Annotated in this window: 13 protein-coding genes; 4 read left to right on the plus strand and 9 right to left on the minus strand. The window is 69.6% G+C overall.

From position 1 onward, the window contains the following. From ETD83_RS32930 to ETD83_RS32965, 8 genes are all read right to left on the minus strand, one after another. Positions 1-830 (minus strand): ATP-binding protein (locus tag ETD83_RS32930; protein WP_138649115.1); only part of this gene is annotated, 830 nt, incomplete at its 3' end. 210 nt (positions 831-1,040) lie between these two features. Then, entirely contained in the window at positions 1,041-2,993 is a 1,953-nt protein-coding gene (locus tag ETD83_RS32935; RefSeq protein ID WP_138649116.1) for a S9 family peptidase, read from the minus strand. Positions 2,994-3,266: 273 nt separating this feature from the next. After that, positions 3,267-3,803, minus strand: a complete 537-nt coding sequence (locus ETD83_RS32940) for a hypothetical protein (RefSeq protein WP_138649117.1) — start codon at positions 3,801-3,803, stop codon at positions 3,267-3,269. Positions 3,804-3,958: 155 nt separating this feature from the next. Beyond that, positions 3,959-4,249: a hypothetical protein gene (locus tag ETD83_RS32945; RefSeq protein WP_138649118.1), complete on the minus strand. Its 291-nt coding sequence runs from the start codon at positions 4,247-4,249 to the stop codon at positions 3,959-3,961. Positions 4,250-4,311: 62 nt separating this feature from the next. Continuing rightward, positions 4,312-5,766 carry an SAM-dependent methyltransferase gene (locus ETD83_RS32950; RefSeq protein WP_138649119.1) on the minus strand — a complete coding sequence of 485 codons (1,455 nt, stop codon included), beginning with the start codon at positions 5,764-5,766 and terminating at the stop codon, positions 4,312-4,314. Next, on the minus strand, positions 5,763-6,608 hold the full coding sequence (locus ETD83_RS32955) for an SAM-dependent methyltransferase (RefSeq protein WP_138649120.1): 846 nt from the start codon (positions 6,606-6,608) through the stop codon (positions 5,763-5,765). The genes ETD83_RS32950 and ETD83_RS32955 overlap by 4 nt, the downstream gene beginning before the upstream one ends. Beyond that, positions 6,605-7,411 carry an SAM-dependent methyltransferase gene (locus ETD83_RS32960; protein WP_138649121.1) on the minus strand — a complete coding sequence of 269 codons (807 nt, stop codon included), beginning with the start codon at positions 7,409-7,411 and terminating at the stop codon, positions 6,605-6,607. The genes ETD83_RS32955 and ETD83_RS32960 overlap by 4 nt, the downstream gene beginning before the upstream one ends. Then, the gene (locus tag ETD83_RS32965) at positions 7,408-7,605 is read right to left on the minus strand and encodes a hypothetical protein (RefSeq protein ID WP_138649122.1); all 198 of its coding nucleotides are present in this window, start codon (positions 7,603-7,605) and stop codon (positions 7,408-7,410) included. Before ETD83_RS32965 ends, ETD83_RS32960 begins: the two co-directional genes overlap by 4 nt. A gap of 272 nt (positions 7,606-7,877) precedes the next feature. Here ETD83_RS32965 and ETD83_RS32970 point away from each other — a divergent pair, with 272 nt between their 5' ends. Both ETD83_RS32970 and ETD83_RS32975 read left to right on the plus strand, forming a co-directional pair. Continuing rightward, positions 7,878-9,272 (plus strand): helix-turn-helix domain-containing protein, encoded by a 1,395-nt coding sequence (locus tag ETD83_RS32970; RefSeq protein ID WP_138649123.1) that lies wholly within the window; start codon positions 7,878-7,880, stop codon positions 9,270-9,272. 23 nt (positions 9,273-9,295) lie between these two features. Next, entirely contained in the window at positions 9,296-10,192 is an 897-nt protein-coding gene (locus ETD83_RS32975; RefSeq protein ID WP_171064570.1) for an aminoglycoside phosphotransferase family protein, read from the plus strand. A 113-nt stretch (positions 10,193-10,305) separates the two neighbouring features. Here the strand turns inward: ETD83_RS32975 and ETD83_RS32980 are convergent, their stop codons facing one another. Beyond that, the gene (locus ETD83_RS32980) at positions 10,306-10,887 is read right to left on the minus strand and encodes a hypothetical protein (RefSeq protein WP_138649125.1); all 582 of its coding nucleotides are present in this window, start codon (positions 10,885-10,887) and stop codon (positions 10,306-10,308) included. 144 nt (positions 10,888-11,031) lie between these two features. Here ETD83_RS32980 and ETD83_RS32985 point away from each other — a divergent pair, with 144 nt between their 5' ends. Further along, positions 11,032-11,286 (plus strand): hypothetical protein, encoded by a 255-nt coding sequence (locus ETD83_RS32985; protein ID WP_138649126.1) that lies wholly within the window; start codon positions 11,032-11,034, stop codon positions 11,284-11,286. After that, positions 11,283-12,407: a protein-L-isoaspartate O-methyltransferase family protein gene (locus ETD83_RS32990; protein WP_138649127.1), complete on the plus strand. Its 1,125-nt coding sequence runs from the start codon at positions 11,283-11,285 to the stop codon at positions 12,405-12,407. The genes ETD83_RS32985 and ETD83_RS32990 overlap by 4 nt, the downstream gene beginning before the upstream one ends. Positions 12,408-12,484: the final 77 nt, after the last annotated feature.

Below are 12,484 nucleotides of genomic sequence, written 5' to 3' on the forward strand. Positions count from 1 at the left end.
GTGTGGGGGTGGGTGGCCAGGTGCGCCGCGCAGGCGGTCAGCGCGAGCGGCAGCCGGCCGCAGTGGGCGATCAGGGTGCGGGCTGCGTCCACGTCGGCGGCGGTGCGATCAGCGCCGACCATGGCGTCCAGCAATTGCAGGGCACCGGTCTCATCCAGAGGGTGAAGGTCCAGGTAGTGGGCGCCCTCGACCCGCAGACCGGGCAGGGTCCGGCGGGCGGTGACCACGACCAGGCAGCGGCCGGCGCCGGGCAGCAGTGGCCGGACTTGGGCGGCCGATGCGGCGTTGTCGAGAAGGATGATCAGCCGCCGCGCGGCGGTGACTGATCGGAACAGTGCGCTTTGCTCGTGGACGTCGCGGGGGAGTTGGTCGGGTGTGATGCCCAGGGCGCGCAGGAACCGTTCGAGGACTTCGCCGGGGTCGGCCGGGCGGGTTCCGGAGAACCCGCGCAGGTCGGTGAACACTTGCCCGTCGTTGTATTGGGGGCGGAGCTGGTGCAGCCACCGCAGCGCCAGCGCGGTTTTGCCGACGCCTCCAGCGCCGGTGATCACTATCAGGGTTGGCGTGTCGTGGTGGCCGGTGGAGCTGGGGGCCTGGCCGTTGTCGAAACTGGCGCCTGGTTGGGCGTATCGGCCCAGCAGCTCCAGCTCGTCGGTACGATCGGCCCAGCAGGCGGGCGCTGCGCGCAGCTGAGCCGGGACGGGCATCGCCGCCGGACGTGGTACGGGCAGGGTGATGTGCATCCCGCCGTGGACCGCGCCGGCTTGCACTACGGCGTGGACGTCGCCGCCGTCCCCGATGAAGTCGTTGCGATGCCCTGGCCCGGTCAACGCGAATGTCCCGGGCGTGTGGCCAGTCGTTCAGGCGGTCGTTTAGGCGGTCGTGCTGTGGCGCCGGGCGGCGGAGCGGCGAGCGCCTTTACCATGTGTTTGACTTTATTCACAGAGAGTATCCGGTACGGTCTGGGCGGTGCGGCCGGTCACTCCGGCGATGACCGGCCGCACAGCGTTCGTCGTTCGGCGCCGGAGCGCGGGTTCTGGTCAGGATGGGCTGCAGGCTCCGCCGATGTGCTCGGCCAGGAATTCCTCGACCGCGGCGTAGAAGGTCTCGCGGTTCTGCGGTCGGACGAGCCCGTGGCCCTCGTCGTCGAACTTCAGGTAGCGGTAGGGGATTTCGTGTCTGTCCAGCGCGGTGATCAGCGTGTCGACCCGCTGCGCTGCGGTCACGCGCACGTCGTTGACACTGTTGGCGATCAGCAGCGGGGTGCGGATGTGGTCGGCGTTGGCGTGGGGGGAGACCTTGCGGAGCCAGTCGGCGTCGTGGTCGGGGTGGCCGACGCGGGCGTATAGCTGTTCGCGCAGCGGCTGGGCGTAGGGCGGCAGTGAGGTGATCAGGGTGGTCAGGTCGGTGGGCGCGCACGCCGCCACCGCGCAGCCGAACACGTCCCCGTTGAACACCGCGCCGCACAGCGCGGCGTATCCGCCGTAAGAGCCGCCGTAGATGGCGGCCCGCCCGGCGTCGGTCACTCCTTCGTTGACGAAGTGGGTGAGGGTGTCGAGGAGGTCGTTCTGCATGGCCCGGCCCCACTGGCGGTCCCCGGCGGACATGTGGGCCGTGCCGTAGCCGGAGGAGCCGCGGTAGTTGACCTGGATCACCGCGTACCCGCGGTTGGCCAGCCATTGCGCCTCGGCGTGGAACTCCCACCGGTCGCGGGCCCAGGGCCCGCCGTGCACCACCAGCACCGTCGGCAGCGGCTCGTCGGGCGCGCCCGGCGGGCGGGTCAGATAGCCGCGCAGATCGAGCCCGTCCCTGGCCACCAGCTCGAACGGCTCCATCGGCGCGAGCGCGTACTGGGTCAGCTCGTCGCTCTCATGGAACAGGAATCGCGCCTGCCTGGTGTCGCGGTCGTAGAGGTAGTAGCGGACGGGGGCGTGCGGGGCGGTGGTCTCGGCGAGCAGCAGCCGCCCGCCGCGGGCCCACCCGATCACGCTCACGTCACCCTCGTCCAGCGCGGTCAGGGCTTCGAGATCGGCGGCGAAGTCCGGGTCGACGAGCTGGTAGCGGTTGCGGTCGGGGGCGTAGACCGCCGCGACCGGCTCGACGCGGGCCGGGTCCAGCCACGCCTGGACGACGTCGTGGTCGGGGTCGGCGTCGATCGTGGTGATCGCCCCGTCGCAGACATCGACGTAGGCGAGCCTCAGGGCCTTGGCCTGCACCGAGGTGCCCATGACCAGCGCGTTGCCGTCGCGGGTGAAGGCGATGCGCGTGTCGGGAGTGACGTCGTCGACGGGCAGGTGGAGCAGCGGCCGCCACGGCGCGCCCGGCTCATCACCGACGTGCACTGTCCAGCTGCCGTCGGGGTTGGGGGCCATGCCGCCGCGGACGTGCAGATCGGTGTCGACCAGCCATTCGACGAACGGCGGGTCCCCGTCGTGCCCGGGGTTGGACTCGACCAGGCGTAGCTCGCCATTGGTCAGGTCCAGCCGGTACAGGTCGTGCAGCCCCGGGTTGCCGATATTGGCCGCGATGAGCATCCGATCGGGGTGCCATTGCGGGTGGTAGGCCACGACCTTGGCCTGGACGGGGCCGTGGTCACCGTGCTCGGGCGTGACCAGCCGGGGCCGGGCCTGCTCAGCGACCTGATCACCGGGCTGCTCATTGAACTGGTCCGGCAGGTCGAGCAGAGAAAGGCGCCAGTTCTCGTCGCCGTCTGTGTCCTGGCTGATCAGCAGCCGTCCACCGGCGCACAGGGTGAATTCGGTGATGCCGCGTCCCCGGTCATGGGTGACGGGGCGGGCCGGAGCCGAGCCGTCCACCGGCTGAATCCAGACGTTCATCACACCCTGGAGCGGAGCGGCGAAGCCGAGCAGCCGCCCGTCCGGCGACAATGCGGGGTTGATCCGGTCAGGGGGGCCGAACAGCACCCGTCGCGGGATGAGCGTGCGCGGACCGGCGGCCGGGGCGGGTGGCTGGGCGGGTGAGGCGATATTCATCGGACTCGTCGATTCCTCTTCGCTGAGTTACGGACACTGTGTTGTCGGCCACGGCTGGCGGCGTGCCCGCCGCCCTGCGCCCGGTGGCACGGGGTTGGCGGCACGGGTGGTCACGGGGACCGGCCGCGTCCCTGATGGCCGGGCTGCCTGACCGGGCTCAGCACGCGCGGGTCCAGGTCGAGCAGTCGGGCGGCCGGGTTCGCCGAGCGAGCGGAACCGGCGGTTTCGGCGGCGCGCGGCGCTCGGGCTGGCGCGGCACGGCCGCCAGCCCCGTCAGCGGTCAAGGCCGCAGTCCTTGGCCGCTCGCGTGGCCGCTCGCATCTGGTGTTGCACGTTGATCGCCGTGCCCCACAGCATCATCAGCAGGTTCTGGGCTCCGTTTTCGACCGCAGCCCGCTGCTGGTAGAGGTCGCGGGCCTTGTCCCGGCCCTGCGTGGCGTAGGTTTCGACCATCTCCCGGGCGGCGCGGGCGTTGGTGCGATGGATCCGGCGGGCCGCCACCATGTTCTGTGCCGTCATGCCGGGCACCGCCTCGCGGACGCGGGCGACGCTCTTGCGCTCGTCGGGCAGGAAACCGGCGACGTCGGGGACGCCGTCGCCGGTGACGGCACCCAGCGCTTGGCAACCACGCTGGATGATCTTGAGAAGAGCCTCCGCCATGATCGGCCCGGTCTCGGGGAAGTCGCGGCGGTGCTGCATCGCGGCGAAGGCCTCGTACGCGCCGAAATGATCACCGTTGACGGCGGTGGTGATGGTGTTCTGGCAGTGCGCGCTGATGATGTCTCTGCGCGTCCGTCGGGATCTCGGCATGACAGGACTCCGATTGGTGGACTGGGAGGTGCTCGGCTATGGCGGCGGTCGATGACCTCGCGGACGGGCCGCTGGGATCGCCGGTGGTCGAACACTGTCGGCGGATCATCGGCGGCAACCTCGGCGGGGTCGTGGTGGCGGCTCGGTGTCCACGCTCATCTCCTGGCGCGCATGCGGCGTGCCCGGCGGGCCAGCGGGCACCGGTACCGGCGCATCACCGCGGCCAGGGCGGTCAACCAGACGCGGAGCCGGGCCACGTCGCGGGACAACAGGCCGGTGCGCCACCCGAGCTCGTGGGCGGGGGCCGACAGCAGCCGCTCGACCGCCGGGCCCTGGGATGCATCCGGGCCGGGCACGTGGCTGCGGGTGCCGGGCGCCGGGCGGCGGTCCGCGTGCTGGTCGGGGGGACGGTGCGGGCATTCGCCGGTGGCGGCGGAATTCCTCAAGGCTTCTCCGTAAGCGAACCCGACACATTGCACCGGCGGGTCCCACATCACCTGCTCCGCCCTCACCGCGCACCCTCCCGGGCACGAACGCGGCCGACGCCGCACCACAGATCGGAAGGTTCCTGGCCGAACGCCTCCGACGGTGGCGAGCAGAAAGGCTCTGCTCGCCACCGCGATGCGGGCACCACGCCGGGCTCGACGAGCTCCACCCCGGCGAACAGGTCCTGCACGTCCTGGGGCGTACGGGGATGCGGCAGGCCGGGGATCGGCCGGTCCTGCAACGTGCCCAGAGCGGCCACTCCCTGGCTGGCCCGGCCGGTCAGCTGGCAGACCGCGATGTAGCTGCCGCGGGAAAGCGCAGCGCGCAGCCGCTCCATTACCTGCGCGGCCGCCGCGCACGGCAGGGGATCGAGACTGTTGATCAGCAGCACACCGATCGGCTCAGCCGGATCCAGCAGGCCCTTGGCCGCCGCCAGCGCCTCGGCAGGGTCGGTCGGGTCGGCGTTGATGCAGGTGTCCTCCCATGGGGAGGACAGCCACGCTCGGGCGTGCATCATGACCAGGGCGTCGGTGTCGGCGTAGACGACCCGGACAGTCGGGACCATCTGCTGGGCGACCTCGTGGACTTCCTCGCGCAGCGGCAGGTCGGTACCGGCGACCAGCAGCTGGCCGATACCGTGCTCGCTGACCAGCGCCCGCACTGCGCGGGTCCGGAACGCCAGCCGGTGACGGCCGGCGGTGACCAGCTGCGGATACGCCCGCCCCGCCCAATCGCTGAAGTTGCGATCAGCGGCGTAGTTCTCCCTACCGCCAGCCAGCGCGTTCCAGACACGGCTCATACGTGGCGTTGTGGGGTCAAGGGGGAGGAATAGATCGCGCTTGGCCGCCGCCCAGTCAAACCCCGGGTCGATCGGGAGATGCGGGTCCCAGCTGAACCCCGCGCTGCCGATCATGAGCTGGTCGTTCACTGCGAGCCCCCGGTCGGCGAGCAGATCCGACAGCGCCGACAGGTCCCCGATCATCGCGACACCGTCGGGAACCCGCCGCCGTAGTGCGGCAGGTTCGCCCAGCAACGGCGCTGGCCGGGGTCGATCCGGCCATAGTGGGGCGACCAGGGCCGCCCGCATTCCCGCCGTCACCACCGGGCCGACATCGACGTCCCCGTGCACGCCGACGTAGCAGATCTGCTCGGCGGGACGCCCCGCGGCGGCGACAATCGCGGCGACCGCGACATCCTCCCGTCCCGGGTCAGCGCGGTCGCCGTCCGGGACGACCAGCACCTCCAACCCCGCGTTCCGCAGACCGACCAGCACCGGCAGAACCTTTGGATCGACGACCAGGGCGGCGTCCATCAGGCGTCCCGCGATCCCAAGGTTGAGCGCCAGCAGGCCCTCGTAGCCGCGGGGCACCGCAAGATCATGCGCCGTCCAGGGGACATCGCCAGACAGCAGCACGCGCTCGTCCACCGCGACGCACCGGATCGCCGGCCAGCCGCCGGTCGCCTCGCCCGCCGTCACCGCGCACCCGCTCGGTCCGGGACACGGCCGACACCACACCACAGATCGACGCCGTCTAGCGGCGCCCAGGGCGACGGTTCCGGCCGCCAATGCGGCGCTGTGACCAGGCCCGGCTCAGCTAGGTCCAAGTCGGTGAACAGGGCCTGGATCCCGTCCAGGGTCCGCGCGTGCGGCAGGCCGGGGATCGGCCGGTCCCGCAAAGCACCCAGCGCCGTGAGCCCCCGGCCGGTATTCCCGCCCAGGTGACAGATCGCGAGACAGCTCCCGCCGGGCAACGCGGTCCGCAAGACGGCCAGCGTGTGTGCGGCCGTTGGGTCGTCCACAGCATCCAAGCTGTTGATCAGCAGTACCCCGACCGGCTCAGCCAGGGTGAGCGTCGCCGCCACCTGATCCAGGAGCGCGCCAGGGTCGTGCAGATCCGCATCGACGTGCGCGCAACCGCCAGGCGCGCTAGAAGTCAGCAACGCACGCGCGTGCGTCATCACCCACAGGTCGGTGTCGGCATACACCACCCGAGTCAGCGGATCGATGCGCTGCGCGATGTCATGCACCTCGTCGCGCAGTGGAACGTCGACACCGATGACCAGCAGTTGGCGCAGGCCGTACTCCTCGACCATGGCGCGCACCGCCAGCGCCCGGAAGATCAGCCGGAATCGAGCGACGTCCACAATCTGCGGGTAGCGCTGTTCCACCTGCGCGCCGAACTGCTGCTCCACCGGGCCGCCGTCCTTGCCGCTCGACCACACATTCCACACCCGCGCCATCACGGGCGTGGACGTGTCCAGCTCGATCGGATCACCGGTGACGGCCGAACAGTCAACGGCCGTGTCGTGAGCGCTCATGCCACTCTCTCTGCGCCGGCGCGGGCGGCCATGCCGACGACGCGGACCGTCTCGTACGGCCCGCGCTGGTAAGTGCCGTCGACGGACCAGCTCTCGACGGGCGCCAGGCCGGGCGGGGTCACGATGTCCCAGCCATCCGCCAGCGCCCGGATCTCCGCCTCGGACCGAAACCTGATCGGGCTTCTGGTCTCGTCGTAGCTTTCGGTCATGCCATCGACGCGGCTCTGCTCCGTGCCAGTCGAGGTTGCGTGCGACACGATGACGACGCTGCCGGGTGCCAGGCGTTCCCGCAGTTCCGCCATAACGGCGGCTGGCTTGCTTACGAAATGGAAGACCGCGGCGGCGACCACAACTGTGGGTGCCGTCGGGTCGATGAGATCGGCCGCGTCGCGGTGGTTGAAGATGCTGTCGAGATCTCGAATATCGCCGCGGAGCACACCACCGTAGCCGGGGCGCCAGGCCCGCGCGTGGGCCAGCACGACCGGGTCGATGTCGTAGCCGAGCACCATGGCTTGGGGGGCGACGGCGCGGACGCACCTCTCCACCCCGTCGTCCGGGATGTCGTGGACGATCCCGACGCCGATATCGAGGACCTGCCGGATCCCGTGATGCTTCACAGCCCATGCGGCGGCGCGCCCGGCGAACCGGAAGTTCTCTCGGGCAACGGCGGGGACGTCCGGCGACGATCGCACGACCTCTATGGCGGCCTGCGCATCGACCCCCGACCAGGACTTGCCGCCCAGGTAGTAGTTGTACATCAGGGCATGGCTGGGTTTGGTGTAGGCGGGCCCGGTGACGGTCATGACGCGTCCGCCGCGAGTTTGGCGCGCAGGCCGTCGGCCGTGGCGGCATTGAACATGTTCTCTCGCGGGTAACGGTCGCGGGGCACTGGGAAGAGTTGCGCCCACCACCCGCCCTGAGTCGAGCAGATGATGTTCCAGTCCGGGAAGTCCCGTTTCAGGTCGGCCTTGGCGGAGTTGGGGGTTCCTGTGGTCATGACGGTTTCCGTAAGTTGATAGGCGGCCCGGGGGGCGGGTGAGGGTGCAGAGCCAGACAAAAGGGATATGGATCTCTCCCGCGTGGCTCGTCGCTATTCGCCCATGCAGATTCGTGTCTGTCGGTGTGATTGTGAAGGTCGTTGGCTTGGCCGTTCACTGGAGGCATGCGGGTTCTAGTCGTTTGCTGGTCGTTTCAGCGGCAGGCATTCCTATCTGGTCAAGGTGGGGGACACTGTGGGATGTCCTGTGAGGTCAGAAAGGCGATGCCGCTGTGAACAATCCGGACCGTAGACAGCGCCCGGGTTTGATCGCGGCACGCTCACGACGAGGGCTGACCCAAGAGGCCGCCGCTGAGGAGGCGGGTGTCTCGGCGACGACCTGGGCACGTTGGGAGCAGGGCAAGCAGGGGATCCGGTTGCACTCACGCACCCGGCTCACGGAGATGTTCGGCGTCCCCCTCTCTGAGGTCGACCGGTGGGCGGACGGCCAGCAGGCCGAGCCCGTGGTGCCCTGGCTGTCGGAGGAGGCGGGATTCAGCTCACTGGCGGATACCGTGGAGTCCTGCGGTGAGTTGTGGAGGTGGGACGTGGATCCTGCGCGACGCCGCCTTCTGGGCACGATGCCGTTTGTGCCCGCGGTGCTGAGCGAATGGCTCCTATCATGGAACCTTGATCCCGTTGACGAACTGAGGGGTCGCGTGGGCCCCGGCACATCGGTCGGGATGGAGGATGTGCGACGAATTCGGGAGGCGACCCAGGCTTTCAGTCAGATGGACGAACAGTTCGGCGGCGGGCTGGTACGCCCCGCCGTCGTGGACTACTTGAACACCAAGGTCGCTCCATTGCTGGAAGGCCGCTACAGCGAAGAAGTTGGCGAGCACCTAGCCTCGGCCGCCGCGCTGATGACCGAGCTGGCTGGCTGGGAGGCGTATGACACCGGCTCCCATGGCCTGGCGCAGATTCACTACGGTCATGCGCTCCAGCTCTCCAAGACGGCCAGGGACAACCTGACCGCCGCGCGAATTCTGTCGTCCCTTGCCCAGCAAGCATGCGACCTCAAGCATCCGCAATGGGCCGTCCGGTTGGCGTCAGCGGCTCACCAAGCGGGGCATGACGCCCAGGCGCCCCCGCGCGTCATGGCGCACCTCCTGCTGCAGGAGGCAAGAGCAGCGGCGACCGCTATCACGCTGGCCGACACCCGCGACGTCCACGGCGAGGCACGCGTCCATCGCCTCATCGGTGACGCCGAGACCACCTTCGCTCAGGCCGCACCCGGCGACCACGAACCGACCTGGATCTCCTACTTCACCCAGCCAGAGTTCATTGCATGTGCCGGGCTTTGCTGGCAGATGATCGGAGAGTATCCGCGCGCCGCCCAGTGCGCCGACCAGGCAGTGCATGGGCTGAACCCCCGGTTCCCCCGGGCCATCCAGCTCAACACCGTGCACCTGGCGACCGCCCGGCTGGGCATGGGCGATCTCGACTACGCGCTGGCCGCGGCTAAGGACGCCGTTCCCATGGCCAACGCCCTGACCTCTCGTCGTTCCGTGGAGTGGGTTCGGGACTTCGACACCAGACTCGCCCCCCACGCCGACGAACCACAGGTCAAGGACTGGCGCGACTTCATGCGCAGCGAACTGGGCACGCAGCGAGTCCGTGAAGCGTGACTCCCGCCGGGCACGACCAACACGTGATCCTCCTGCAACAGGTGTGCGCGGCCGCCGGCCTTGATGCGCGGGATGCGGTGCGGCTCGCTGGCCGGGCCAACGCGGTCTACCGGCTCCCGCACGCCAACGCCGTTGCGCGGCTCCGCCAGACGCACAACAGCCCCGAATGGGACCGGCGCATGGCTACCTCGGTGAAGGTGACGCGTTGGTTGGCCGAACGGGATTACCCCACGGTTCAGCCGCTGGACGCGGTCCCGCAGCCGGTCACCGTCAACGGCTGGACCGTCACCTTCTGGCAGTACGAACCGCCCGGCGAGGACGCGACGTCGGCGAACGCCACCGACCTGGCCCGGCTGCTGCGCCGTCTGCACACCCTTCAGAACCCGCCGATCGAACTCCCCGCCACCGATCCCCTGGGATCCTTGCCAATCGATCTGCATCAGCATCCCGAAGCGCTCACCACGCAACAGCGGGACTGGCTGCTGCGCCGCTGCGCCGACATCGCTGCGGCCTACCCCACCGCCCCGATGCCCCCAGAGCTGGACCACGGCCTGATCCACGGTGACGCGCACACTGGCAACCTGATCCCCACCTGTGGCGGCTATGTGGTCTGCGACTGGGACTCGGTCAGCCACGGTTCGCGAGCCCAAGACCTCATCCCCAGCCTCTACCGCGTCGTCCGCCTTGGCAGCCCCAGATCAACCTGGTTGGAGATGTGCTCGGCCTACGGCATCGACCCCGACCTGGAACACCACCCTGGAATGCAACTCCTGTACCGAGCCCGGGAGATTCGTGCCCTGGCTGCCTACGTCCGTGCTGCCAGCCGCTCTGTGGCGGCAAAAGCCGAACTGGACAAGAGAATGCGGACGCTGATGACCGGTGAAGACGCCATCTGGCACGCCCCTCAAGGCTTTCAGTAATAGCGACGTGCATGCAGTTCACCACGGGTGATGCCCCTCCTCGGGATGGTGCAACAGGGCCGAATCCGCGGCCACCTTTTGGGGCGCGGCGCTGGCGAGCCGCGGTGGTCCATTCATCCTTGGGATGAGTGGTGTGCTGCGACGAAGAACCCGGCGATGCGACCGCCGACAGGGTCGCGGCCGAGATCGCGGTTCGCGGCGTTCCCCGCCATCCGAGTGGACGCCGCGCAGTTCCCCAGCGAACTTGCGCTGAATGCCACGATCGACCCCGGCGACCGCTGGCGCGGCTCTATCACCGCGACCGGCGGCCATGCGGTGGTCACCTGGCCGACGTCGGCGCCGTGTACTACCGGCATCCTGAGCAGTTCGTCCTCGACGAGCGAATGTCGCCGCCGGAGCGGGCGTTCGCGTTTCGGGAGGCCCGGCGCGGGTTTGGCGGGGTAGTGCAGGCGCTCGGTGCGCGGTGGGTGAACCCACCCCCGATCACTGCCGGCCTCGATCCGCATGGCGAACACCTGCTCGCCAACCACCACTGCGCGCGCCTCGAACGCTTTGGGTACCTGCTCCTGGAAGAGGTGGGCGGTGCGGGAGATCGCCGGGTCCAGCAGCGACTCCAGATCGGTGACGGGCGTGGTGTACGGGACGCGGACCTGACCCTCGTCGCCGTGCCAGATCCCGCCGAGCGGTTTGTACACGATCGGACGATCCAGCGCCTTCGCCCAATCGTAGGCGGCATGCGGATCGGAGGTGATCAGTGTCCGAGGCACAGCCAAGCCCACCCTGGTGGCCTCGGCGAGTTGGGCGGGCTTGTACTCGCACGCCGCCGCCGCGACGGGCGCATGGACTGGCGGTCCGATTACGACGCACTCTCCTACGCTGAGTTCGACCTTCCCGAGGACACACGCCACAAGCTCGTGGAACTCCACCGGCGGCTCGGCCTCGTCGTCGGCGCCGTTGACCTCATCCGAGATACCGAGGGCCGCGACGTGCTGCTGGAGACGAACCAAGTCGGCGAGCGGGGCTGGATTTCTGAGGAGATCGGCTCGCCGATCGCCGCAGCCATCGCCGATGAGCTGACCAGGAGTCCGCAATGAGCACGGACGACAGCACGGCGGCGGATGAGCGCAACCGGGCGATGATCGAGGAGTTGCGCGCCGCGGGCCTGTTCGAGGCCGGCGTCGCGGACGCCATGCTTACCACCCCTCGCCACTGGCTCGCCCCAGACGCCGGGTGGCTCATCCCCGACCGCGGCGCCGGGCCCGGCCGGGCCGTCAATCGCCAGGCAGACCCCGCCGCGTGGTGGAGAGCGGTCTACAGCGACGGGTCGATCATCACCCAGCGCGAGGATGGCGCCGTGGCGGCCGACTCGGCGCACGGATCCCCGACCAGCTCCCTATCCGCACCGGGGGTCGTCGCAGAGTTCTTGGAACTGCTGACCGTACGGCCTCGGGACCGCGTCTTGGAGATAGGGACCGGCACGGGATGGACGGCTGCGCTGCTGACCCGCATGGGCGCTGACGTGACCACCGTCGAGATCGACCCCGGCGTCGCCGAGCAGGCCGCCGCCAACCTCAAGGCGACCAGCAGCCCGCCACATCTGATCACCGGAGACGGCGCGGCGGGATGGGCGGAGGGCGCGCCCTACGACCGTGTCCACTCCACGTGCGCCGTCGCGCGGGTGCCGTACGCGTGGGTCGAGCAGACCCGACCCGGAGGGGTGACCGTCGCGCCCTGGCAGCCCGCCGCGGGCGGTGGTTGGAAGCTGCGGTTGACGGTCGCCGGATCGCGGGCGGTGGGTCGGGTGCACGGCCCGGCCGGATACGTGATGCTGCGCGCGCAGCGCAGCAATGGTCAGTGGAACCCCCATCATGCGGCCGAGGCCACGACGACCCGGACACGACTGGACCCGCGTGCGATCACGCAGTCCGGGGGGATGGCGCTGGCTGTCGACCCAGTTCGGCGAGCGGAAGTTGTGGGACGAGGCCGAGGCCGCGTTCGACTGGTGGGTGGACAACGGCGCACCTGGCGAGGACCGCTTCAGTCTCACCATCGACGAGCAGGGCGAACGACTGTGGTTCCGGCTCTGACCGATTCCAGTGTTGGCCGTCCACCACGTCACGTTCGGGAAGCTCCATCCTACCGATTGGTGACCTTGCGTAATCAGAGGGCGACGCGAGGCTGGACGGACACCGCTCCTCGAACCTTGATCGACTAGGTTCACCTGGCCCGATGGCGGCCGCGGCTGCGTTGGCGTGTGGAGGAGCGGGGCTGCGGCGTTGGTTGGTGGGGGAC

Origin of the sequence: Actinomadura soli, from assembly GCF_005889715.1 — a bacterium.
Taxonomy (GTDB): Bacteria; Actinomycetota; Actinomycetes; order Streptosporangiales; family Streptosporangiaceae; genus Spirillospora; species Spirillospora soli.